We start from the raw sequence: 23,849 nt of genomic DNA, 5'->3' as shown, positions 1-23,849 counted from the left end.
AATTTTCAAGCGACTTCCGTCATTCAACGCTAATCTGATCGCATGAATACGATCACGGCAGCCTCCGCCCAGCCCACGCCGGCGCGCTGGAGCGTGCCGCTCGCGCTCGCCGCGGTGTACCTGATCTGGGGGTCGACCTACCTAGCGATCCGCTTCGCGCTGGAGGGCGGTTTCCCACCGTTCCTGCTCGGCGGGATCCGCTTCACCCTCGCAGGCTTGCTGATGTTCGGCTATCTGCGCCTGCGCGGCGCGGCGGTGCCCACCCGCGCGCAGTGGGGCAACGCCGCGGTGATGGGCGTGCTGCTGCTGTTGCTGGGCAACGGCATGGTGAACGTGGCGGAGAAGACCGTCTCCTCCGGCATGACCGCGGTCGCGGTGGCGTCCGCGCCGCTGTGGATGGGCATCTTCGCCGCGATGCGCGGCGAGCGCCCGACCCGGATGGAATGGACCGGCCTGGGCGTCGGCTTCCTCGGGGTGCTGTGGCTCAACGCCGGGAGCAGCCTGACCGCCTCGCCGGTCGGCCTGGTCTGCCTGCTGGTGGCGTCGGTGGCGTGGTCGTTCGGTTCGATCTGGAGCCGCGGACGCGACATGGCGCCTCCGTTCATGGGTGCGGCCGCGCAGATGCTGTGCGGCGGTGTGGCGATGCTGGTGGTGGGTCTGGCGACCGGCGAGCGCCTGCACGCGATGCCTACACCGGGTGGACTGGCGGCGTTCGCCTATCTGGTCGTGCTCGGCTCGCTGATGGGTTTCACCGCCTACATCTGGCTGCTCAACCACGTGCGGCCGGCCTTGGCCGGCAGCTACGCCTACGTCAATCCGGCGATCGCGGTGCTGCTGGGCGCGTTGCTGGCCAACGAGCGTTTCGGCGCAGGCGAACTGGTGGCGATGGGCGTGATCCTGCTGGGCGTGGTCGCGATCACATTCGCCAAGGCGGCCAAGGCCAAACAATGATGTGGGAGCGGCCCTGGCCGCGATTGCTTTCCCTGCGTCGCCAGTAAAGTCAAAGGCAATCGCGGCCAAGGCCGCTCCCACAGGCTCCCGCGAGACGCCCGACGCTTCGGCGCTCCGCTTGTAACGGACCGTATCCATGTCCTCGAATCGACGCGACACCATCGCCGGCCTCTGGGTCGCCGCGGCCACCTTCGCGGTCTGGGGCCTGATGCCGTTGTACTGGCACCTGCTCAAGTCGGTCCCTTCGCTGCAGATCGTGCTGCACCGGATCGCGTGGAGCGCGGTCTTCGTGTGCGGCTGGCTGCTCTGGAAACACGGCCGCGGCTGGTTGCGCAACGCATTGTCGCAGCCGCGCCTGGCGTGGATGCTGGCCTGCAGCGGCGTGCTGATCGCGTTCAACTGGGGCCTGTACATCTGGGCGGTGAATGCCGGGCACGTGGTCGAGACCAGCCTGGGCTATTTCATCAATCCGCTGCTCAACGTGGTGATCGGCGTGCTGTTCCTGCGCGAGCGGCTGTCGACACTGCAGTGGCTGTCGGTGGGCATCGCCGCGGCCGGGGTGCTGTGGCTCACTTTCAACTACGGCAGTTTTCCGTGGATCGCCATGGCCCTGGCGCTGTCGTTCGCCCTGTACGGCCTGATCCGCAAGCTGGCGGCGGTCGACTCTGTCGTCGGGATGGGCGTGGAAAGCGCCTACCTGTTCGTGCCGACGCTGGCCTGGCTGCTGTGGAACGAAAGCCACGGCATGGGCGGTTTCGGCGCCGGCTACGGTGCGTGGACCAGCGCATTGCTGATGTTCGCCGGCATCCTCACCGCGCTGCCGCTGGTCGGCTTCGCCTTCGCGGTGCGCCGGATTCCGCTGTCGACCGTGGGCCTGATGCAGTACATCGCGCCGACCCTGCAGTTCCTGATCGGCGTGTTCGTGTTCCACGAGCCGTTCGACCGCGACCGCGCGATCGGCTTCGCCTTCATCTGGCTCGCGCTGGCGGTGTTCGCGGGCGATGGCCTGCTGCGCTCGCGCAGGGTCGCGTTGCCGGCCGCCGCATGAGCGGCGCGGGCGAAAAGGACCGCACCATGATCGACGCCACCACGCTCCAGGCCCTGCGCGACTTTCCCCGCCAACTGCAGGCGCACTACCGCGCGATTCCGGAAGGTCGCGCGCACTGGGCGCCGCGCTCCTGGGACGGCATTCCCAGCGAGCGCTTCACCGCGCACGAGCAGGTGTGGCACGTGCATGACATCGAGCTCGAGGGTTACCGGGAACGCTTCCGCCGCACCCTGCATGAGCATGCACCGGTGCTGGTGGACATCGACAGCGAGGCGGTCACCCCGGCGCGCAACTACGCGGCGCGCGATATCGAAGCGGCGTTCGCCGGTTTCGCGCAGGCGCGCGCCGAGACGGTCGGGATGATCGCCGCCTGGGACGACGCCACGCTCGCGCGGCCGGCGGTGTTCGAAGGCTATGGCCCGACCACGCTGCGCGGTCTCGTGCACTTCCTGTGCAGCCACGATCAACAGCATCTCGCGGGGTTGCAGTGGTTGGCTGGGAAGATCGCCGCGGAGGGCGTGCAACGCGGCTAGCGCGCCAGTAAGGCAGCGGTGGACACTTTTTTCATACCCCCGTGCCGGGTCGTGTGGTTGGGCAGGGCGACATCGGCGGGACTGCCATGGCGGCCGCCTCAGGCTTTGCCCGGTTGGGTCGCCGCGGGTTCCAGTGGCAATTCGCGCAGGCGTTGGCCGGTCAGCGCGAAGACCGCGTTCGCCACCGCCGGCGCGATCGGCGGCACGCCGGGCTCGCCGATGCCGGAGGGTTTCTCGGTGCTCGGCACGATGTGCACCTCTACCTGCGGCATCTCGTTGAAGCGCAGCACGCGGAAGTCGTGAAAGTTCGACTGCTGTACGCGGCCGTCCTTGAAGCTGAGCCGGCTGTGCAGCGCGGCCGCCAATCCAAAGGCGATGGAGGATTCCATTTGCGCACGGACGCCCTCCGGATTGACCACGATGCCGCAGTCTACCGCGCACACGACGCGATGCACGCGGATCGCGCGGCCGGCGACCGGGTCGTCTTCCATCGATACCTCCGCCACTTCGGCGACGTAACTGCCGGCAGTTTCGAATACCGCCACGCCGCGCGCGCGGCCCTGCGCCCGTGGCGTCTTCCAGCCGGCCTTTTCCACGGCCAGGTCGAGTACGCCCAGGTGGCGCGGATAATCCTTCAGCAGCAAGCGTCGGTATTCGACCGGGTCCTTGCCGGCCGCGTGCGCGAGTTCGTCGATGAGGCTTTCCATCACGAACACGTTGTAGCTGGGCCCGACCGAGCGCCACACCAGCACAGGGATGCCCGTCGCGGGCGAATGCAGGTCGACGCGATGGTCCGGGATGGCCTTGAGATAGGGCGCATCTATGACGCCACCGACCGAAAAGGCGTCGACGCCGTTCCTCACCATCATCGGTTCGAGCGGCGTGCCGGCGGCGAGCGACTGCCCGACCAGCGTGTGCTGCCAAGCGACCGGCAAGCCGCCGGCGCCGAGTCCGACATGCACCTGTTGCACGAACATCGGCCGGTAGTAGCCGCCCCGAATGTCGTCCTCGCGCGTCCACACCGTCTTGACCGGCGCACCGGCGGCCTTGGCGACATGCACGGCCTCGATGACGAAATCCGACGGCAAGCGCCGGCCGAAACCGCCGCCGAGGAACATCGTGTGGAGCCGGACCTGCTCGGGATTGAGGCCAGTGATCTTCGCGGCGGCCAGCTGGTCACCGGTCTGGGACTGGGTGCCGGTCCAGAGCTCGCAGCCATCCTTGTCGATCTTCACCGTGCAGTTGAGGGGTTCCATCGGCGCGTGTGCGAGATAGGGCACGGCGTACTCCACGTCCAGCGTCTTCGCCGCCTTCGCGAGTGCGGCCTCCACGTCGCCTGCCTGTGCCGCCACGTTGCCGGGCGTCGCCGCGAGCCTGCGGAATTCCTCGCGCAGCTGCGCAGTGTCGAGGCCGGCATTCGGGCCGAGGTTCCAATCGATCTTCAGCGCATCGCGGCCGAGTTTGGCGGCCCAGAAGTGATCGGCGACAACCGCCACGCCACTGGGCACTTGCACCACATTGCGTACGCCGGGGATGGCCTTGGCCGCGGCGTCGTCGAACGATTTCACCGTGCCGCCGAACACCGGCGAGCGCGCGACCAACGCGGTCAGCAGGCCAGGAAACTGCACGTCCATGCCGAACTGCGCGCGGCCACTGGTCTTCTCCGGCGTGTCGAGGCGTTTGGTGGGCTTGCCGATGAACTTCCAGTCCTCCGGGTCCTTGAGCTTGAGCGAGGCCGGGTCGGGCGGTGCGAGCTTGCCGGCATCGTCGGCAAGCTCGCCATAGCGAATGCGCTGCGTGCCGGCGACGACTGTGCCGTTCTCGGTGCGCAGTCGTTCGACCGGCAGGTTCAAGCGCATGGCCGCGGCCTGCAGCAGCATCGCGCGCGCGCCGGCGCCGGCCTGGCGGTAACGATCGAACTCCGACCAGGTGGAGCTCGAACCGAAGGTAGTCTGGCCGCCGAACGCGGAGTGCATGTAGGCCGGCGCAACCGGCGCGTGCTCGACCCTGATCCTCGACCAGTCGGCGTCGAGTTCCTCGGCGATCAGCATCGGCAGCATGGTCCAGATGCCCTGGCCCATTTCCGAATGCGCGCTCAGCACGGTGATGCTGTCGTCAGCGGCGATGCGCAGGAAAGCGTTGGGGGCGAAGGCGGCCAAGGCCTGCGCTTCCTGCGCGAGCGCAAACCGCTTCGCCACCGGGATGGCGATGCCGATGACCAGGCCGCCGCCGGCCAGCGTGGCGGTTTTGAGTAAATTGCGGCGGGACAGCTTGCTTGCGGCGTTCACGGAGGCCTCCGTCGCTGGTCTTGTCCTTCTCCCTCCGTGAGAAGGTGCCCGGAGAGCTTGCCCCGGACTCGATCCGGGGGCGGATGGGGGTTTGCCTTCGACAACGTGATTGGAGGGCGAGACCGGTTGTTGTCGCTGCGTCAGGCATGACGGGCTTCTGCAGGGCCGGGCTTGCCTGGAACCCAGGAGCTAGCTGTCCGGGCAGACTCGGATCTACAGACAAGCTGCGGCTTGCCGGGCGTATTCAATCGATCGCGCGGCGGGCACATGAACGTGCCCGCCCTGCGCCGTTCGAAGTCACTCAAGCGCCGGGGCAGGGGGCGCCTGCGTCCATCCAGGTCTTGAATGCGGCCACGAAGCGCTCGTGCGGCACCGGCACCGGCTTGCGCTCGCCGCCCGGCTCCCAGCCCCACAGCACCAGCTTGTCCTCGCTGACATGCTTGAACATGGCGTCGAGGTCGCGATCGCCGTTGCGCTTCTTGTCCTTGATCATCGCGCACAGCTCCGCCGCGGGCACGCCGATCCAGGCCATCTTCTGGTCCGGCGGCGGCAGGCCCCAGTGCGGGGCGCCGGGCGGCGCGTGCGGGCCGTAGCTGGCCGGCGAATTCTTCTCGCCATGGCAGGTGCTGCACGGCAGGCCGGGCGCGCCGTGTCCGTCAGGGCCGCGCACCACGTTCATCGCATGTGGCGTCTGCGTATCGAACTGCAGCGGCGCGTCGCCGGGGATGTGGCAGTTGCTGCAGCGCGGGTGCTGGAACACCTGCTCCACGGTCTTGAACGCCTCCAGCCCCTGTGCCTGCTGCTCGGGGCTCGCGCGCTTGCAGGCAGCGGGCGCGAGGGCGAGAAGGATTGTCGCGGGAAGGATCGCGAGTAACCGGCGCATGCGCATGCCTCCTCAGGACTTCGCCGCGGAAGTGGCGGCGGTGTCATTGGCGGCGAGCCGCAGCGGCAGCTCGCGCAGGCGCTGTCCGGTCAGCGCGAACACCGCGTTCGCAACCGCCGGCGCGATCGGCGGCGTGCCCGGTTCGCCGACGCCGCCCATCTTTTCGCTGCTCGGCACGATGTGGACCTCGACCTTCGGCATTTCCGACATGCGCAGCACCCGGTAGTCGTGGTAGTTGGATTCCTGCACGCGGCCGTCCCTGAAGGTCAGCTTCGAGTACAGCGCCGCGCCAAGGCCGAATGCGATCCCGGATTCCATCTGCGCGGCCACGGTCAGCGGGTTCACCACCGGACCGCAGTCGATCGCGCAGACCACGCGATGCACCTTGATCGCACGGCTGCCATCGCGCATGTCCTCGACCGAGACTTCCGCCGCCTGGGCGACGAAGCTGCCGAAGGACTCATGCACGGCGATGCCCTTGCCGCGGCCCTTGGCGAGTGGCGTGTCCCAGCCGAATTTTTCCGCCGCCAGGTTGAGCGCGGCCAGATGGCGCGGATGGTCCTTGAGCAGCTGGCGTCGGTATGCGAGCGGATCCTTGCCGGCGGCATGGGCGAGCTCGTCGACCATGCTCTCCATCACGAAGCCGTTGTAGCTGTGCCCGACCGAGCGCCACCACAGCACCGGGATGTTGGTCTTGGGCGAATGCAGGTCGACCCGATGCGCCGGCGTGCCCTTGATGTAGGGCGAGTCGGCGACGCCCTCGACCGAGGTGGCATCGATGCCGTTCTTCACCATCATCGGCTCGAACGGCGTGCCGGCGAGGATCGACTGTCCGACCATCACCTGCTGCCAGGCAACCGGAACACCATCGGCGTCCAGCCCGACCTTCGCCTTCTGCACGTAGGCCGGTCGGTAGTAACCGCCGCGCATGTCGTCCTCGCGCGACCACACCGTCTTGACCGGCGCCTTGGCGGCCTTCGCCACTTCCACCGCCTCGTTGACAAAATCCGACGTCGGCGTGGCGCGCCGGCCGAAGCCGCCGCCGAGGAAGGTGGTGTGAATGAGGATCTGCTCGGGCTTCAGACCGGTGATCTTCGCGGCGACCTGCTGATCGATGGTCTGGAACTGGGTGCCGGTCCAGATCTCGCACTGGTCGGCGTCGATCTTCACCGTGCAGTTCAACGGCTCCATCGTTGCGTGCGCGAGATAGGGCACGGTGTATTCGGCTTCCACCGTCTTCGCCGCCGTGGCCATCGCCGCGGCGGCGTCGCCGGCCTGCACGGCGACCGCGCCGGGCGTGCCGGCGAGCTTCGCGAACTCGGCGTGCAGGGCCTGCGTGTCGAGCGCGGCGTTCGGGCCCGGATCCCAGTCGACTTTGAGCGCGTCGCGGCCGAGCTTTGCGGCCCAGTAATGGTCGGCGATCACCGCGACGCCGCTGGGCACCTGCACCACGTCGCGCACGCCGGGCACGGCTTTCGCGCCCGTGGCGTCGAAGGATTTCACGCTGCCGCCGAACACTGGTGCGCGCGCGACCATCGCGGTCTTCAGGCCATCGAACTGCACGTCGATGCCGAAGATCGCGCGGCCGCTGATCTTTTCCGGCGTGTCCAGGCGCCGGGTCGGCTTGCCGATGAGTTTCCAGGCCTTCGGGTCCTTGAGGGCCAGGGACTTCGGATCCGGCGCGGCGAGTTTGCCGGCGTCGTCGGCGAGCGCTCCGTAGCGCACGCGCTGATCGCCGGCGACGACTTCGCCGTTCTCGGTGCGGATCTCCGCCACCGGCACGCCGAACCGCGCGGCGGCGGCCTGCACCAGCATCGCGCGCGCCGCAGCCCCGGCCTGGCGATAGCGGTCGAACTCGCTCCAGGTCGTGGTCGAACCGCCGGTCATCTGCATGCCGAAGCCGGTATGCGCATAAGCCTGCGCGGCGGGCGCATGCTCGACCGTGATCCTGGACCAGTCGGCGTCGAGCTCCTCGGCGATCAGCATCGGCAGCGCGGTCCAGATGCCCTGGCCCATCTCGGAATGCGCCAGCAGCACGGTGATGCTGTCGTCGCCCGCGATACGCAGGAAGGCATTGGGCGCGAAAAAAGCCGTGGTGGCGGCTTGCGCCTGCTGCGCCAACGCCATGCGCGCGGCGACGGGCACCACGAAACCGATCACGAGTCCGCCGCCGGCGAGCGCGCCCGCCTTGAGGAACCCACGCCGGCTGGTTTTCTGGATGGCGTTCATCGCGCGGTCCTCAGGCCTTGGACAGTTCGGCCGCGCGATGCACCGCCGCGCGGATACGCGGATAGGTGCCGCAGCGGCAGATGTTTCCGCTCAGCGCATGGTCGATGTCGGCATCGCTGGGGGTCGGTACCTGCGCCAGCAGCGCCACGGCCGACATGATCTGCCCGGACTGGCAGTAGCCGCACTGGACCACGTCGAGTTCGGCCCATGCCTTCTGCACCGGATGGCTGCCGTCGGCCGACAGGCCCTCGATGGTGGTGATCTTCTTGCCGGCGACTGCTTCGACCGGGGTCACGCAGCTGCGCAATGGCGCCCCGTCCACATGCACCGTACAGGCGCCGCATTGCGCGATGCCGCAACCGAACTTGGTGCCGGTCATGCCCATCAGGTCGCGCAGCACCCAGAGCAAGGGCATGTCGGCCGGGGCGTCGACCTCGTGCGTACTGCCGTTGACGATCAGTTTCATGCACAACTCCCTGGCGGCGGCTGGGGGTGCTTGCAGCTTACTCCCGACAGGATGCGGACCGTAACCGGGTTTGGTTCAAACCGGATGACGCAGCCGGCACCGTCCCTCGACCTGTGAGGGCTCGACCGCGCAGCCGCGGCGGCCCGGCCTGCGGGCAGCGGACCGCAAGCTCAGCGCTGCAATAGCAGCCAGGCGACCAATGCGGCGATCAGCGCGCTGGCGCACGACACCACGGTCCATGCCCGGCGTGCGCGCAGTCGCGCGCGGGCGATCAATTCGTCGCGCAGCCTGGCGCCCTGCGCCACCAAGGGCGCCGCTTCGGCTTCGGCCCGGGCGAAGTGGGCCTGCGCGCGCTGCGGTTGCGCGTGCGCGCGCAGGGCGGCGTCGTCGTGGATCTCGAGGATCCGCGCCTGCAGCTCCGCCAGCTGTCGGCCCTGTTCGGCCAGCGATGGCCTGCGCGCGCCGCTCACGCCGCGCGCAGGGCCTCGGTCACCGGCATCCGCGCCGCGCGGATCGCCGGGAACAGGCCGCCGACGAAACCGATCGCCAGCGCCCACTTCAGTCCCGTCCACAGCACCTCGGGCGAAACCTGGAACGCGAACGTGAGCTGGCCCACGCCGCCGGCGATGGTCGAGGCGGTGTAGCCGTTGAAGATCAGCCAGGCGATCAGCCCGCCGATCAGCCCGCCGAGCAGGGCCAGCAGCATCGTCTCCAGCATCACCGCAACGACCACGGGCACGCCGCGGAAGCCGATCGCGCGCAAGGTGGCGATCTCGCGCGCGCGCGAGGCGACCGTGGCGAACATGGTGTTGAGCGCACCGAACACCGCGCCGATCGCCATGATCGCCCCGACCACGATGCCGATGATGCGGATGATCTTGGTCATCTGCTCGGACTGCTTGCTGAAATAGTCCAGCGTGGTCTGGGTGTCCACCTCCACACGCGGATCGGAGGCGAGGTTCGCCTTGAAGGTCTTGAACGCGTTGGCGTCGGCCAGCTTGACGGTCACCGAGGTGCGGGTACTGCCGCGGCGATAGGTGGCCGCGACGATGTCGGCGTCGCCCCACACCTCCGAATCCATCGCGTCGCCGGCATGGAACACGCCCGCCACCGTCCACAGTTCGCTGCCCAGACGGATCTGCTTGCCGACCTCGAGGCCGCGGAACTGGCCCTGCGCGCCGGTGCCGACCACGACCTCGCGCCGGCCGGATTCGAACGTGCGGCCCTGCACGATCTTCAGGTCAGGACGCACGGCCCACGCCTGCGGACCGACGCCGCGCAGCTGCACGCTGCCGTCCTCGTCCGGGCCACCGTCCTTCAGCGGCAGGTTGGCGGCCACCACGATCTCGGGCGAGGCGATCGCACGGCCGTCGGCATCGCGCGCGATGCCGGGCGCCTGCTCGATGACCTTCACCGCATCGTTCATCAGCGTCGACATCACCTCGGCCGCCGAAGCACCGCGCATCACGATCGCGGTGTCTTCGCTGCCGCTGGCCCGCAGGGTCTGGCGGTAGCCCTCGGCCATCGCCAGCATCGCCACCAGCACGCCGACCACGCCGGCGATGCCGAGCACGATCACCGACGAGGCGCCCAGCCGCTGGCGCAGCGTGCTGATGCCCACGCCGGTCACCGAGGCCGCCTGGCGGCCGCGCCGGGTGACCAGCATCCACACCGCAAACAGCGCCGCGATGCCCAGCAGCACGAACCACGGCAGTACCAGCCAGGCGACGATGCCGGCGACCACCGCCAGGAACAGTCCGAAGCCGCCGAAAAAGTTTTTCACGCGATTCATTGCCATGCCCTCATTGAGTCCGCGTTATCCATCCGGCCAGCCCGGCGCGGCACGCCGGGTATTCGCCATGAGCGTGCGGCGATGCCGCGCAAACGGTCGCTGTCCATCTTCAGCGTCCAGCCAGTGCATCGACGATGTTCAGGCGCATCGCACGCAGCGCGGGCAGCGCCCCCACCAGCAGGCCGATCGCGACCATCAGGGCCAGGCCGAGCAGCCAGCTGCTCAGCCCGATCGGCGGCAGGTTGATCATGCCGCCCGAACCCGCACCCACGATCGGCCCGAGCACGGCCGCGAGTGCGAGTCCCAGTACCCCACCGATCAGCACCAGCAGCACCGATTCGGCCAGCACCAGTCCCAGCACGCTGCCGTCGCGGAAGCCGATCGTCTTGAGCACGGCCAGTTCCGGGATGCGCTCGCGCACCGCCTGCGCCATCGTGTTGCCGGTGAGCAGCAGCAGGGTGAAGAACACCGCGCCCATGATCGAACCCACGATCAGGCCGATATCGGCGGTCTGCTTCATCCACGCCGCGGTCGCGGCGGCTTCGGTCTGGGTCTTGGTTTCGTTGGCCGAATTGGCCGACAGCGCATCGATCGCCTTGGCCACGCGGTCGGCCTGGCTGGCGTCGTTGACGCGGACCACGTACCAGCCGGCCTGGCCCTGGTTGTAGGGCGTGGACTCGTCGAAGTACTTCCATTGCAGCAGCAGCATCTGGTCGTACCAGCCGCCGCTCTTCTTGTCGGTGGCGCTCAGGGTGCCGACGATGTCGAAGTCCCAGTTCTTGCTGCCGTCGCGGTTGGGGAAGATGGTCGACTGCAGCGGGATCTTCTGCCCCACCTTCCAGCCGAAGCGCTTCATCAGGCCTTCGCCGACCAGCACGCCAGTGCGGGTGCTGTTGAACGCCGCGCGCTGCTTGGGATCGACCGCGATCTCCGGATACACGTCGAGATAGTTCGGCGCCACGGCGAAGCTGAAGATCTGGTTGCGCGGATCCTGGTAGGCGCCGCCGAACCAGTTGGCGTAGGTGACGGTCTTGACGCCGTCCACCTGCGCGATCCGGCTGTTGAGGGCCATCGGCAGCGCCTGGATGAAGGACAGGCGCGAGCCGACCTGCAGGCGCTCGGCGCCCTGCGCGCTGCGCCCGGCCTCGGCAAAGCTCTCGCGCACGCCATTGAGCAGGCCGAACAGCAGGAACGCCGCCAGGATCGACAGCAGGGTGAGCACGGTACGGGTCTTGCGCCGGAACAGCTCGGCCCAGATCAGATGCAGGTATTTCATGTCGGTATCCCGTTGTCGGAAAACAGGAACTAGGGGCTAGAAACTAGGAACTAGCGAGGACGGATGCGGCAGCTTCCCCTCTAGTTTCTGGTTCCTCATCACTAGTTCCTTTCCACTGCGTGCTCGACCTGTTCCACCAGCACACCCTTGTCCAGGTGCAGCGTGTGGGTCGCGTACTCGGCGGCCTTCGGATCGTGGGTCACCATCACGATCGTCTTGCCGTGCTCGCGGTTGAGGGTCTGCAGCAGGCCCAGGATCTCCTCGGCCGACTGGCGATCCAGGTCGCCGGTGGGCTCGTCGCAGATCAGCAGGGTCGGGTCGGACACGATCGCGCGCGCGATCGCCACGCGTTGCTGCTGGCCGCCGGACAGTTCGTTCGGCTTGTGCTTGATACGGTCGCCCAGGCCGACCAGCTTGAGCGCGGTTTCCGCGTTCTGCTTGCGCTGCGATGCGCCCAGCGGCGTGAGCAGCAGCGGCAGCTCCACGTTCTTCTGCGCGCTCAGCATCGGCATCAGGTTGTAGAACTGGAACACGAAGCCGACATGGTCGCTGCGCCACTGCGCCAGCTGGCCGCCGCGCATCTGGTCGATGCGTGCCCCGTCCACGGTGATCTCGCCCGCGGTCGGCGCGTCCAGCCCGCCGATCAGATTGAGCAGGGTGCTCTTGCCGGAGCCCGAAGGTCCCATCAGCGCGATGAAATCGCCGCGGTCGATCTCCAGGTCCACGCCGTGCAGCACCTCGATCCTTTCCGGGCCGCGCTGATAGGTCTTGCTCAGGTTGCGGGTCGATACCAGGGTTGCCATTGCGTCACTCCGTTAGGTAGTCCTGCGTTGCTGTTTGCATTGCCGTACAAGGGTGCCGACGGATGGGGAGGCGTCATTTCGACGCTTCCGCCTCCGCCTTGCGTACCTTCCCGCCGTCCTGCAGCTCTGCCGGCGGATCCAGCACCACGGTCTCGCCGGCGCTCAGGCCGGACAGCACCTCGCGGTCCCCGCCCAGCGCGCGGCCCAGCTTGAGCGTGCGCAGTTCGGCGCGATCCGCGTCCTCGCCGGTGACCGCGAAGGCCACGTCGCCACCATCGCGCTGCACGATCGCGTCCGACGGCACGCGCACGCCACGGCGCGCGGGTGCGTCGGCCGGGCGCGCGGCCTCGAGGAAGCTGACGTTGACGCCCATGTCCGGCACGATCCGCGGGTCCTTCTGTTTCAGCGCCACCCGCACCTTGACCGTGGCCTTGCCGCGGTCGGCGGCGGGAATGATCGCGATCACCTCGGCCGGGATCTTCCAGTCCGGATACGCATTGAGCGTGGCTTCCACCGGCATCTTCGGCTTGACCCGGCCGATGAAGGCCTCGCCGACTTCCACCTCGATCTCCAGCGAATCCATGTCGACCACGGTGCCGATGCCGGTGCGGGTGAAACCGCCGCCTGCGGACAGCGGCGAAACGATCTCGCCCGGCTGCGCGGCCTTGGCCGTCACCACGCCTGCGAACGGCGCACGCACGATGGTGTTGTCCACGCCGAGGTCGGAGATGTGCAGCGAGTCCGCCGCCACCTTCGCGTTGCGCTGCGCGGTGACCAGTTCGGCACGCAGGGCATCGCGCTCCGCCACCGCCTGGTCGTACTGCGCCTTCGACACCAGCTGCTGGCCGACCAGGCGCGACAGCCGCGCGGCATTCGCCTCGGCCTCGCGCAGGCGTGCCTGCACGCCGGTCGCCTGGCTGCGCGCCGCCTGCAGCTGCGAGGCGCTGAGTTCGCGCTGGGCATCGGCATCGATCGGGTCGAGCGTGGCCATGACCTGGCCTTCCTCGACGCGCTGGCCTTCCTCGATCAGCACTTCACGCACCTTGCCGGTGATCTTGGCCGAGACCGTGGCCATGCGCCGCGCCACCACATAGCCGCTGGCATCCAGTACCGACGCCGCCGCGCCGCCATTGCCACCCGTGGCGGTGACCGTCGCGGTTTCCACCACGACGCCCTGGTCGCGGGTGAAGAACAGCCACGCCGCCGTGGCGATGAGCACGAGCGTTGCGACCACCGCCAGCGCGATCCACAGGCCCTTGCGCGATGCGGGCGGTGGCGGGGCGCTGCGGTCGATCCTGAGCGAATTGAGCAGGTCGGCGTTCGAACTCATCGGCACAGCGCTCCTTGCAGCCTCCGGTCGCGGGGCGGGGCGTAGTTTGACTACCCACCCGACGGTGGGGAAGGGCCACTTTCGACCCGGCATTGCCCGCGCGCTCGTGCGCTGCGGCCATCCCCAGGCTGTCCGTGGTTCGCGTCAGGGCACGGTTTCTCACAGGTTCGCACTCATCCGGCGGCGGCGATCACATCGCGCAGCGCACGCAGGTGGCGGTCGAGCGCCTTGCGCCCCGGTTTCGTCAGCGCGTACCAGGTCACCGGTTTGCGCTCGACGAAATCACGCCGCAGCGATATGTAGCCGGCATCCTCGAGCTTGCGCAGCTGCGCGCCCAGGTTGCCGTCGCTCATGTCGAGCTGCTGCTTGAAGCTGGCGAAGCTGATCTCGCCGTGCCGCGCCAGCAGCACCGCGATCGCCAGCCGGGCGCGGTGTTCCAGCACTGTATCGAGCCCCTCCAGGGCTTTCATGCACCCGCGTCCTGCGCGAGCGCGCGCTGCGCCGCCAGGCCCGCCCACACCAGCGACAGCGCGATGACGACACCCGTGATGGTCCAGGCATAAGGCGGCACGAACACGGTCATGACGCCGTAGGCGGCGAGCATGAGCACGCCGCTCCACAGCAACGGGCGTTCCAGGTGCACGCCCGCCAGCGCATACAGCAGGCCTGTGGTGAACAGGAAACCGGCACCGCCCTGCTGCGGGCTCACCCGGCCCATGAACATCGGCAACGCGGTGAGCAGGAAGGCGATGCCGCCGATGCCCCAGTGCAGGCCGTAGCGCAGGCCCAGCTCGCGGTCGTTGATGCCGCTGCGCTGTTCCGCGCGCGCGCCCAGCCACCAGCTCAGCAGTCCGCCGCCGACGCCGGCCGCGAGCCAGAATAGGTTGGTGGCCCGTGGCGCGAAGTCGGGCAGGGCGAATCCCACCGCAATGATCGCGGCCCACAGGAAATAGATCGCCGGCACGCCCATCGGCCGGTCGCGGCGGCGCACGGCGCCGGCGATGTAGTCGAGATCCTGCTGCAGCTGCTCGTGACTGGGCATGTGTGTGCTCCGTTCGTGGAGATATCGCAGAGTACTCTATAAACTAGAGTTGTCAAGGGTATCAATGGCGCATATGCACGCGGATAGCCGCGCCGTGCGCCGCTGTCGATTGCGTATGATTCCGGCGGCAGGCGATGGCCTGCTCCGGCAAGCGCGAACCGCCACCATGGCGGATGCCTGCCCCCGGCGCCGGGTGCGTGCTGGCGCAACGCCGGCTGGGCGAAGAAGTGTTGCGGCAGCGGTATGCGCCGAAGCCGTAGAGGAGACCCGCGTGGATGCGATGGCAGCGTTGAGCGTATTCGTCGGGGCGGGCCTCGGGGCGCTGTTGCGATGGGGTCTGGGCAGCGCGTTGAATCCGCTGTTTCCGAACGTCCCGCTGGGCACCCTGGCCGCGAACCTGGTCGGCGGTTTCCTGATGGGCCTGGTGCTTGGCCTGTTCGTGCAGTTCGAGACCCTGCCGCCGGCGCTGCGGCTGGCGGTGACGACGGGCTTTCTCGGCGGCCTGACCACGTTCTCGACGTTCTCGGCGGAAACCACGACCCTGCTCCTGCGCGGTCAGTACGGCTGGGCTTCCGTCGCCGTCGCTGCGCACGTGGTCGGTTCGCTGCTGGCCACGCTGGCCGGCATCCTCGCCGTGCGCATGTTGCTGCGATATTCGGGAGGTGGCGCATGAAGGGCGTGCATCTGCGGCTGTACACCTACGAGTACCGCAAGCATCACGGCGAGCCGGTCTACGCCTGGCTGCTCGACCACGCGCGCAAGCTCGGCATCCCGGGCGGCTCGGCCTACCGCGCGATGGCCGGTTACGGCCGGCATGGCCTGCGCCACGAACAGCATTTTTTCGAGCTTGCGGGGCAGGAACCGGTGCTGGTCGAGTTCATCGTGTCGGCGCAACAGGCGGACGCGTTTATCGCGGCACTCGAAGCCGAAGGCCTGGATCTGTTCTACGCCTGCCTGCCGGTCGAATATGGCGTGACCGGTGCGCGCGAGGCGCCGCCACGAGATGACGACTAGCCTGCGACGCCTGCGATCCGGCCGCCGGCGCCGGCCTGGTCGTGCCGCTTAGGCGTAGCGCGCTTTCAGCATTGCGAACGCGGCGCGCAGCGCCTGCGCCTCGCCGCCCACCGGGCGGCCCGCACGCTCGCTGTCGTTCCAGCTGTACACGTCCAGATGCGCCCAGGCCTGGCCCTTGGGCACGAAGCGCTGCAGGTAGATCGCGGCGGTGATGCTGCCGGCCATGGTCGAACTGCTGGCGTTGGCGATGTCGGCCACGTGGCTGGTCAGATAACGCACGTACGGCTGCCATAGCGGCATCCGCCACAGCGGATCGCGGGTCTGCGTGCCGGCCGCCAGCCAGTCGTGCGCCAGCGCATCGTCGTTGCTGTACAGCGCCGGCAACTCGGGGCCCAGTGCGATGCGCGCCGCGCCGGTGAGGGTGGCGAAGTCCAGCAGCAGTGCGGGCGATTGCTCGCCGGCGTAGGCCAGCGCATCGCACAGCACCATCCGGCCTTCGGCATCGGTGTTGTCGATTTCCACGCTCACGCCCTTGCGCGTGGCGACCACCTCACCGGGGCGGAAGGCGTTGGGTCCGATCGCGTTCTCCACCGCCGGCACCAGCAGGGTCAGCCGCAGCGGCAGCCTGCGCGCCATGACCAGCTCGGCCAGCGCGATTGCATGCGCCGCGCCGCCCATGTCCTTCTTCATGTTGCGCATGCCGGCGGCGGCCTTGATGTCCAAACCGCCGGTGTCGAAGCACACGCCTTTGCCGACCAGGGCCAGATGCGGATGGCTGGCATCGCCCCAGCGCAGTTCGATCAGGCGCGGTGCGCGGTGCGAGGCCCGTCCCACCGCATGGATCGCCGGGAAATTGGCCTCCAGCAGCGCATCGCCTTCCACCACCTCGACTTCAGCGCCGTGGGCCAGCGCGATCTCGCGCACCACCTGCTCGAGCTCCTGCGGGCCCATGTGCTCGGTCGGGGTGTTGACCAGGTCGCGCACCCGCGTGCAGGCCGCGATCAGGTCGGCGGTTTCGGCATCCGCATCGTCCAGCACCAGCCGCGCGGGTGCGCGCGTGGCCGCCTTGTAGCGGGTGAACCGGTACGCGCCCAGGCCCCAGCCGAGCTGCAGCGCACGGCGCGCGTCATCGTCCAGTTCGCCCTGCAGGCGCCAGTCGCCCGGCGGCAGCGCATAGGGCGCGTGCGCGTAGGCGAATGGATCGTGCGGGTCCGCAACGCCGAGCACCGCGCCGCCGATGCCGTTGCCACCCGGCAGCAGCACCAGGCTGCCCGTGCCCGCGCTGAAGGTCTGCGCGTCCAGCCACTGTCCGATTTCCGGCAGCTGCGCCTGGCGCCATTCGTCCAGTCCGGCCTGCTGCACGCAGTGCAGCGGACGGGCGTCGGCGGAGCTGGCGGCGAATGCGTCGGCTGGATTCATGTCGATGCGCTGCGGAAGGGCCGTTGGTCGGCCACGGAGCCATTCTAGCCGGGCGCCGCGGTGCCGGTTTGGCGCGCGCGTGTGGATGCGCGAGGCGCTCACGCGGTCGCATGACTGTCGCCACTGCCTGCGGCAGGCGTGCCCATGATGGAATCTGGGCGGATTTTTTACCGAGGTGATGCGTGATGCGTTGGCGCTGCTTGCTGTCGACCGTGCTGCTGCTGTGTGTGTGCGTCGCTGCGCGCGCTGAAGGCCCGCAGGCCCCGGCGCCCACGCGCGTGGTGGTGCTGGGCGTGAACCACGCCGCGCAGCTCGTGTCCGAGGCGGACCAGCCGGGCATGCTGCTCGCCTTCATCCGGCAGCTGGCGCCGGACGCGGTGTGCGTGGAGCGCGAGCCGGAGGCATACGCGCGCAACGACCACTACGAATTCACCTACGAGATCCAGGACGTGGTGCTGCCCAATGCGCGCGAGCACGGGTTGGAGATCTGCCCGTTCGATTGGGAGCCCCCGCGCGAAGACCAGATGCTCGGATGGGGCCTGGCCCTGTCCGAGCCACCGGAGGTGCGGCAACCCTCCGGGTTCCAGGGCTTCCTTTCGTTCCCCGAAGTCGAGGCGCTGCGCCGCGGATTCTTCCAGGCCGACGATGTCGCGTCGCTGGCCAAGGTGCACGAATGGATCCGCACCCCCACGCAGCCTGCTTCGCGCGACTTGGCCCGGCGCATGTATCTGTACCGCACGTTCATGCAGGCGCAGCGGATCCGGGCCGCGGCGCGGCGCTGGCCCGGCGGCACCGTGCTGGTGGTGGTGGGCGAGTTCCACAAGCACGACATCGAGTCGATCCTCGCCGACGATCCCCGCATCGCGCTGGTGCAGCCGTCCTCGCTGCCGGCGCCGACGTTGCAGGAGGCAGAGCGCGTCAGCAACCGCGCGCACCGCGTCGCCATCGCCAGCTTCAACCTGCTCGGTGCCCAGGCGGGCACCGGCAACGTCGACTGGCCCTGGGTGGCGCGCGTGCTCGATGCGCTGGAACGCGAGCGCGAGGATCCGGAAACCCGCTTGCTGCGCACCCGGCATGCGCGGCTGACCGGGCGCATCGATGCGGCCGCCGCCGCCGTACGCTACCGCGCCATCGCCGCCGACCCGGCCGCGCGTGCGATGCCGACCTGGAACGGCGTGCTCGACCGCAGCCGCGTGGATTCGTATTTCGATCCGTTCGGCAATCTGCGCACCGACCAGCGCGCACGCGTGGAACTGGCGCGCGAACTGTACCGGCAGGGCGATGCCGCAGCGGCCGATGCGCTGCTGCCCGCGCTGCAGGCCGAACTCGAGCCGAAGCAGGCGCGCCAGCTGCAGGCCTACTGGCAGCGCGAGTTGGCTGCCGTCGATGCCGGTCAGGGCGCGGCCGGCAAGGAAGCCGCGCGGCCCAGGTGATCCGCGCCGCTGCCTAGGCGGCAGCCGATCTCACCGCCGCGGCATCCAGCCAGTCGGCGAGCGCGGTCAGCGAATCGAACTGCAGGTCGGGCGCGGGTTCGTGCGCCGGCCACGGCATCGCGTCGCCGGGCTTGTCGCCGCGGTGGATCCAGCAGCTGCGCAGTCCTGCGCGCGACGCGCCGAGCATGTCCAGCGCGATGTCGTCGCCCACGTGCAGCACCTCGTCCGGCGCGCATTGCAGCCGGGCGCACGCGGCCAGGAAGATCCCGGCTTCGGGCTTGGGCGTGCCGTGCATCAGTGCGCTGAGCTGATCGGCGAACAGATGGTCGATGCCGATCGCCGCCAGGTCGGCATTGCCGTTGGACAAGGCGAGCACCGGCACGCGTGCGGCGATGCGCTGCAGGCCGTCAAGCGCATCGGGGTAGAAGTCCACCCGGTTGCGCTCGCGGTGGAACAGCGCATGTGCGGCGTGGGCCAGGCCCGGATCGCCGCCGGTCTCGCGCAGCGCGCGCTCGATGGTCAGGCGCCGCAGCGCGGACAGGTCGTGCACCAGGTGCGGATTGTCGGCGTGCACCTGGCTGCGCAGGGCGTGCATGCCGGGGGACGTGCCGTTCAACAGCGGAAAGCGCTCGGCCGTCGCCGGACTGTGTTCCAGGAACCAGTCGTGCAGGCTCTGTTCGATCCTCGCGCCGATCGGCGCGAAGGGCCAGAGCGTGTCGTCGAGATCCAGGGTGATGGCGCGGACGGTGAAACTCACGCGCGCATTGTAGAGCAGAGCTTGCTCCGCTTTGTGGGCTACGTCGTCCGCGTCTTCCGGTGCTCCCGCAGCAGCGGAGCAGGTCTCGCGCTACTCCAGCACCTTCGCCCAGCCTTCCAGCCCATCGATCTTGGTCAGCACGATCTTGACGCACACGATCAGCGGCACCGCCAGCAGCAGGCCGATGATGCCCCAGGCCCAGCCGAACACCATCAGCGCCAGCATCAGCACCAGCGGCGAGATCGCCATGCGCTTGCCGAGCACCAGCGGGGTCAGGATCTGGCCCTCGATCGTATGCAGGCCCAGGTAGATCGCGGCCGGCAACATCGACGGCAGCGGATAGTCGAACTCCACGAAGCCCATCAGCAGCATCAGCAGCACGCCGATCAGCGGGCCCACGTAGGGCGCGAAGTTCAGCACCGCCGCGACCGTGCCCCACAGCAGCGCTTCGGGCATCGACAGATCGCAGAACCAGTGCAGCGCGGCCGCCAGCACCAGGCCCACCGCCACGTTGATCAGGCTGATGGTCAGCACGTAGCGCGAGATCTCCTGCTCGATCGACTGCAGGATGTCCACCGTCAGCCGCTTCTGCTGGCGGTTGGGCAGGTTCGCGATCGCCGCATGCTGCAGGCGCTCGCCGAAGATCATGAAGAACAAAGTCAGCAGCACCACCGCCAGCACCGAGGCCAGCAGCTTGGGCGTGGTGGTGAGTGCGCCGTAGGGATCGTTGAGTTCGGTGCGCACCACCTGCACGTTGCGGGCGCTGCCGTCGGCCGCGCGGGCGATATTTTCCGCGGCCTTGTTGGCGTCGGCCATCGGCTTGGTCATGCGCTTGAGCTGCGGCCCCAACTGGCGCAGCTCGCGCGGCACCTGCTCCACCCATGCGCTCGCCGGTTCCACCAGTTCGCGCCCGAGCGCGACCACGCCGGCGATCCCGGCGGCCACCAGCAGCACGGCCGCCAGTGCGCGCGGGATCCACAGCTTGCCCAGGACGCGGATGATCGGATTGCCGACCAGGGAGAAGAACAGCGCCAGCAGGATCGGCAGGATCAGGTCCTGCGCGGCCCATGCGGTGAAGATGATCGCCAGCGCGGCCAGGATCCGCAGCGAGGTGCTGGCGCGGACGACCCCACCGCGCTCACCCGGTGACGCGGGACCGGTCGTGCCGCCGGCGGCGGCGGGTGCCGGCGCAGCGGGCATGGCGTCGGGCGTGCTCACAGGTGGCCGCTGCCGCGAAAGGTCTCCGGAACCTCGTAGGGCGGCGGTGGTTCCGGGGTGTCGTCGTTGGCCGGCGGCGGCATGCCGTCGGTCTTTCGCTCGACGGTTTCGGCGGCCTGCTTGGCATCCGAGGCCTCGCTCGCCGCGGCCTGTGCGCTGCCGCCGGCGAACAGGCTGCTCAGCGCGCTGATCAGCTGCAGGGTGCCGCCGCCCGCCGCCTTCTTGAACGGCTCGGCGCGGCCCACGATGAAGCCGCTCACCAGCCCGGCGATCACGATCCGCCCCGGCGTCCACATCGCGCGCCAGGACGATTTCACCTGGCGCCAGTCGGCGCCGGTCTGGCGTTCCTTGGCCTCGAGCGCGACCTCCGCCTGTCGCACTTTCTCGATCAGTTGCTCGAAACCCACGTGGGTCTGCTCCAGGTGCGATGGTGCGTTGGACGGATGATCGCTCACGGCAGCGTGTTTATGGCGACATGCCTATGGCGGGGTGATGTCGACGCCGAGTCCTTTCTTCACGGGTTGGCCGTCGGTGCTTTCGGCCACTTGCTCGGCCGCTTTCTTGGTGGACTGGCCCGAACTCGGCTCGGGCATGAAGTCGGCCAGCTCGCCGATGCCCAGCCGCGCCAGCTGCCGGCGCGTGGCCTGCATCCTCGTGTGGTCGAAGTAGCGTTGCGCCTGCCAGATCGCCCAGCCGGTGATCGCGGCGCTCAGCACCGCGCACAGCAGCAGCGCCGCGGCGAACGACATGCCCAGGCCGCGGCTGAGCCAGGTCACCAGCGCGGCCATCAGCAGCAGCCAGCACGAGGCGCCGAACGCGATCGCCACGCCGGTGAGCGCCAGCGTGCGGCCGAAGGCGCTGCGCGCCAGCGACACGTCCGCACTGAACAGGATCCGGAACGCCTTGAACGCATCGTTGCCCGCGCTCCAGGTGGCGCGTCCGGTGTCCTTGAGCTGCGCGAACGCCTCGTCGATGCCCGGTGCGCGCTGGGCCTCGTCCCGCCGCGTTCCCGGCTGGTCGCCTTCTTCCGCCATCGTCGCGTGGGCTTACTTGTCGCCGCTGCGCGCCAGCTTGGCGATGATCCAGCCGGCGGCGAAGGCCATGCCGAACGAGGCCAGCGGGCGTTCGCGGATCAGGTCCGAGGCGCTCTCGATCAGGTCGCGGCCCTTGTCCATCAGCACGTCGACCTGCTCCATCGACGCAGCGCCCGCGCTCTCGAGCGCGGCGATGCCCGACAGTGCGCCGTCGGCCAGTTCGGCCTTCACCTGCGCCTTGCCGAGCTTGGCTTCGTCGCCGGCCGCAGCGGCCACGCCCTTGATCGCATCGCCCGCCGCGCCTGCGGCCTGCTTCAGATGCGCGCCGGTTTCACCCAGGTTGCTCTTGAGGTTGTCGGTGGCGGTCGGTGTCATGTTCGGGTCCTCGTTTTGTTGGAAGGCACGCGCCGCGGCGCAGTGGGTGCAGCATGGTCAAGCCGGTGAAAAGCCCGCGTGAGCGTAACGCCAGCAAAGCTCTGAACCACCAAACCGGCGCCAATTAATGTGGGAGCGGCTTTTGTGGGAGCGGCCTTGGCCGCGATTGCTGTCCCCAGGAAACCCAGCTTCCGATTCCGATTCGGAACGCCGAAAGAGCAATCGCGCGCAAGCGCGCTCCCACAGGCCCCCTAGCGCAGCAGCAGCCGGCCCTGTTCGCGGCCACGCAGCACCTGCAGCGCCAGCTGCTCGGGCGCACGCGCCAGGCTGGCGCGGAATCCGTCGAGATCGCTGAACGCGCCGCTGCTCGCGGCCAGGATCACGTCGCCCGCCTGCAGTCCGTTCTGCGCCGCGCGGCTGCCGCGCGCCACGCTTTCCACCAGCACGCCGCGGATGCCCTGGCGGCGCAGCGCTTCGGGCAGGTCGGCGAAGACCGCGCCGGCCAGGCGCGGGTCGAAGCTGGCGCCATCGCGCGGCGCCAGGCTCAGCCCGGTGGTCAGCTGCAGCGCGCGGCCGTCGCGGCGCACGTCCAGGGCCACCTGCGCATCGGCCGCCTGCAGACCCTGGAAATTGCGCAGCGCCACGCTGCTGTCGATGCGCTCGCCGTTTGCAGCCAGGATCACGTCGCCTACCTGCAGGCCCGCTTTGGCGCCCGCCGATCCCGGATAGACCCGCGTCACCACCACGCCGCGCGCCTCGTCCAGCCCCAGGCCGCGATAGGTGCGCTCGTCCACGTCCTGGGTGTCGATGCCGAAGGTGCCGCGGCGCACGACACCGTTGTTCGCCAGCAGCTGGTTCTTGATGCTCACCGCCAGGTTCGAGGGAATGGCGAAGCCCAGGCCGATGTTGCCGGCCATCGAGCCGCGCGGATTGAAGCTGGCGGTGTTGATGCCGACCAGCTGGCCGGCCAGGTTGACCAGCGCGCCGCCCGAGTTGCCCGGGTTGATCGAGGCGTCGGTCTGGATGAAGTTCTGGAAGCCCACGCCCGGCAGGTTGGCGCGGCCCACCGCCGAGACGATGCCCGAGGTCACCGTCTGGCCCACGCCGAACGGATTGCCGATCGCCACCACGAAGTCGCCCACCTTCAGGCTGCCCGAATCGGCCAGCGGGATCGCGGTGAGCGGCGCGCCATCGGTGGGGATCCGCATCACGGCCACGTCGGTATCGGCATCGGAGCCTTCGAACTCGGCCTTGAGCGTGCGCCCGTCGGCCAGGGTCACCGACACGTCGTCGGCGCCCTCGATCACGTGGTGGTTGGTCAGCACCAGGCCCTGCGCCGCGTCGATGATCACGCCCGAGCCCAGCGATTCGTTGATCCGTTCCTGGGTCAGCTCGGGGAACATGCGGCGGAAGAACGGATCGTCGCCGAACGGGCTCACCCGCACCCGCTGCTTGGTGTGCACGCTGACCACGGCCGGCATCACCCGCTGCAGCATCGGCGCCAGCGAGGGCAGGGGCTGGCCGGGCAGCGATGCCGGCAGCTGGGCCACCGCGGGCACGCTCGCGGCGGCGCCGGGCTCGGCCCGCGCCGGCTGCTCCAGGCCGTCGCGCAGCGCGGTGGCGGCAAAGCCGCCGAACGCGGCGGCAAGGGACAGGGCGAGCAGGGTGGTCAGGGGCTTGGGGCGTTGCATGGACGTTCTCGAAAATCGTTCGGGCGGCCGCGGCCGCGCAGGCATTGGGGCAGGAGCGCTATCAGATCGCGTCCCGACGCGGGGATTCAAGCGCCCGGCGCGTTCGGAGGCTGCCGCCGGGGATCCACTGCAGTGTCCGCCCGGCGCCCGAAATCGGTGCTGAAAGCGGTTTCGCGGCAGGTCGCCAACCGGGCGCCGGGAATGTCCGGGGAATCTGCGCATTCATCGAAATACTGTTGACATGCCAACTGTGACGGGCGTAGCGTG

Annotated in this window: 24 protein-coding genes; 6 read left to right on the top strand and 18 right to left on the bottom strand. The window is 69.1% G+C overall.

Translation table 11 applies throughout. The features are described from left to right. Positions 1–42 precede the first annotated feature (42 nt). The 3 genes from yedA (at position 43) to MC380_RS06120 (ending at position 2,532) form a co-directional block, all read left to right on the top strand. Entirely contained in the window at positions 43–951 is a 909-nt protein-coding gene (yedA, locus tag MC380_RS06130) for a drug/metabolite exporter YedA (protein WP_242163658.1), read from the top strand. 136 nt (positions 952–1,087) lie between these two features. Then, positions 1,088–1,999 (top strand): EamA family transporter RarD, encoded by a 912-nt coding sequence (gene rarD, locus MC380_RS06125; protein WP_242163656.1) that lies wholly within the window; start codon positions 1,088–1,090, stop codon positions 1,997–1,999. A gap of 26 nt (positions 2,000–2,025) precedes the next feature. Next, positions 2,026–2,532 carry a DinB family protein gene (locus MC380_RS06120; RefSeq protein WP_242163654.1) on the top strand — a complete coding sequence of 169 codons (507 nt, stop codon included), beginning with the start codon at positions 2,026–2,028 and terminating at the stop codon, positions 2,530–2,532. A gap of 98 nt (positions 2,533–2,630) precedes the next feature. Here the strand turns inward: MC380_RS06120 and MC380_RS06115 are convergent, their stop codons facing one another. The 11 genes from MC380_RS06115 to MC380_RS06065 all read right to left on the bottom strand — a co-directional run bounded on the left by MC380_RS06115 (position 2,631) and on the right by MC380_RS06065 (position 14,641). Continuing rightward, positions 2,631–4,820 carry a xanthine dehydrogenase family protein molybdopterin-binding subunit gene (locus tag MC380_RS06115; RefSeq protein ID WP_242102472.1) on the bottom strand — a complete coding sequence of 730 codons (2,190 nt, stop codon included), beginning with the start codon at positions 4,818–4,820 and terminating at the stop codon, positions 2,631–2,633. A 301-nt stretch (positions 4,821–5,121) separates the two neighbouring features. Further along, positions 5,122–5,703, bottom strand: a complete 582-nt coding sequence (locus MC380_RS06110; protein WP_242102473.1) for a hypothetical protein — start codon at positions 5,701–5,703, stop codon at positions 5,122–5,124. A gap of 12 nt (positions 5,704–5,715) precedes the next feature. Further along, on the bottom strand, positions 5,716–7,932 hold the full coding sequence (locus MC380_RS06105; protein WP_242163652.1) for a xanthine dehydrogenase family protein molybdopterin-binding subunit: 2,217 nt from the start codon (positions 7,930–7,932) through the stop codon (positions 5,716–5,718). Positions 7,933–7,942: 10 nt separating this feature from the next. Continuing rightward, entirely contained in the window at positions 7,943–8,398 is a 456-nt protein-coding gene (locus MC380_RS06100; protein ID WP_242102475.1) for a (2Fe-2S)-binding protein, read from the bottom strand. 170 nt (positions 8,399–8,568) lie between these two features. Next, entirely contained in the window at positions 8,569–8,868 is a 300-nt protein-coding gene (locus MC380_RS06095; protein WP_242163650.1) for a hypothetical protein, read from the bottom strand. After that, on the bottom strand, positions 8,865–10,190 hold the full coding sequence (locus MC380_RS06090; RefSeq protein WP_242163649.1) for an ABC transporter permease: 1,326 nt from the start codon (positions 10,188–10,190) through the stop codon (positions 8,865–8,867). The genes MC380_RS06095 and MC380_RS06090 overlap by 4 nt, the downstream gene beginning before the upstream one ends. A 109-nt stretch (positions 10,191–10,299) precedes the next feature. Beyond that, positions 10,300–11,466, bottom strand: coding sequence for an ABC transporter permease (locus MC380_RS06085; RefSeq protein ID WP_242102478.1), 1,167 nt, complete (start codon positions 11,464–11,466; stop codon positions 10,300–10,302). Between the two features lie 101 nt (positions 11,467–11,567). After that, complete coding sequence (locus MC380_RS06080) at positions 11,568–12,269, bottom strand: ABC transporter ATP-binding protein (RefSeq protein ID WP_242102479.1); 702 nt, start codon at positions 12,267–12,269, stop codon at positions 11,568–11,570. Between the two features lie 73 nt (positions 12,270–12,342). Then, positions 12,343–13,599, bottom strand: coding sequence for an efflux RND transporter periplasmic adaptor subunit (locus tag MC380_RS06075; protein WP_242102480.1), 1,257 nt, complete (start codon positions 13,597–13,599; stop codon positions 12,343–12,345). Between the two features lie 173 nt (positions 13,600–13,772). After that, entirely contained in the window at positions 13,773–14,069 is a 297-nt protein-coding gene (locus tag MC380_RS06070) for a transcriptional regulator (RefSeq protein WP_242102481.1), read from the bottom strand. After that, positions 14,066–14,641, bottom strand: a complete 576-nt coding sequence (locus MC380_RS06065; RefSeq protein WP_242102482.1) for a hypothetical protein — start codon at positions 14,639–14,641, stop codon at positions 14,066–14,068. Before MC380_RS06065 ends, MC380_RS06070 begins: the two co-directional genes overlap by 4 nt. A 280-nt stretch (positions 14,642–14,921) precedes the next feature. Here MC380_RS06065 and crcB point away from each other — a divergent pair, with 280 nt between their 5' ends. Both crcB and MC380_RS06055 read left to right on the top strand, forming a co-directional pair. Next, entirely contained in the window at positions 14,922–15,314 is a 393-nt protein-coding gene (gene crcB / locus MC380_RS06060; protein ID WP_242102967.1) for a fluoride efflux transporter CrcB, read from the top strand. Next, on the top strand, positions 15,311–15,655 hold the full coding sequence (locus tag MC380_RS06055; RefSeq protein ID WP_242102483.1) for a DUF190 domain-containing protein: 345 nt from the start codon (positions 15,311–15,313) through the stop codon (positions 15,653–15,655). The genes crcB and MC380_RS06055 overlap by 4 nt, the downstream gene beginning before the upstream one ends. 48 nt (positions 15,656–15,703) lie before the next feature. Here the strand turns inward: MC380_RS06055 and MC380_RS06050 are convergent, their stop codons facing one another. Continuing rightward, a complete protein-coding gene (locus MC380_RS06050; protein ID WP_242102484.1) occupies positions 15,704–17,074 on the bottom strand; it encodes a leucyl aminopeptidase family protein in 1,371 nt (456 codons plus the stop codon). Between the two features lie 185 nt (positions 17,075–17,259). Here MC380_RS06050 and MC380_RS06045 point away from each other — a divergent pair, with 185 nt between their 5' ends. Continuing rightward, positions 17,260–18,507 (top strand): hypothetical protein, encoded by a 1,248-nt coding sequence (locus MC380_RS06045; protein WP_242163647.1) that lies wholly within the window; start codon positions 17,260–17,262, stop codon positions 18,505–18,507. A gap of 13 nt (positions 18,508–18,520) precedes the next feature. On the opposite strand, the gene MC380_RS06040 is transcribed toward MC380_RS06045, so the two are convergent. The 6 genes from MC380_RS06040 to MC380_RS06015 form a co-directional block, all read right to left on the bottom strand. Next, positions 18,521–19,264, bottom strand: a complete 744-nt coding sequence (locus MC380_RS06040; RefSeq protein ID WP_242102486.1) for an HAD-IA family hydrolase — start codon at positions 19,262–19,264, stop codon at positions 18,521–18,523. Between the two features lie 90 nt (positions 19,265–19,354). Further along, the gene (locus MC380_RS06035) at positions 19,355–20,482 is read right to left on the bottom strand and encodes an AI-2E family transporter (RefSeq protein ID WP_242102487.1); all 1,128 of its coding nucleotides are present in this window, start codon (positions 20,480–20,482) and stop codon (positions 19,355–19,357) included. Continuing rightward, positions 20,479–20,937 (bottom strand): protein sip-5, encoded by a 459-nt coding sequence (locus MC380_RS06030; protein WP_242102488.1) that lies wholly within the window; start codon positions 20,935–20,937, stop codon positions 20,479–20,481. The genes MC380_RS06035 and MC380_RS06030 overlap by 4 nt, the downstream gene beginning before the upstream one ends. Positions 20,938–20,961: 24 nt before the next feature. Further along, on the bottom strand, positions 20,962–21,516 hold the full coding sequence (locus MC380_RS06025; protein WP_242102489.1) for a phage holin family protein: 555 nt from the start codon (positions 21,514–21,516) through the stop codon (positions 20,962–20,964). A gap of 12 nt (positions 21,517–21,528) precedes the next feature. Next, positions 21,529–21,891, bottom strand: a complete 363-nt coding sequence (locus MC380_RS06020; RefSeq protein ID WP_242102490.1) for a hypothetical protein — start codon at positions 21,889–21,891, stop codon at positions 21,529–21,531. Between the two features lie 251 nt (positions 21,892–22,142). Next, on the bottom strand, positions 22,143–23,582 hold the full coding sequence (locus MC380_RS06015) for a trypsin-like peptidase domain-containing protein (protein ID WP_242102491.1): 1,440 nt from the start codon (positions 23,580–23,582) through the stop codon (positions 22,143–22,145). Positions 23,583–23,849: the final 267 nt, after the last annotated feature.

Origin of the sequence: Lysobacter sp. M15, from assembly GCF_022662515.1 — a bacterium.
GTDB lineage: Bacteria > Pseudomonadota > Gammaproteobacteria > Xanthomonadales > Xanthomonadaceae > JAKPBU01.
This window is presented reverse-complemented; position numbering and strand designations above follow the sequence as displayed.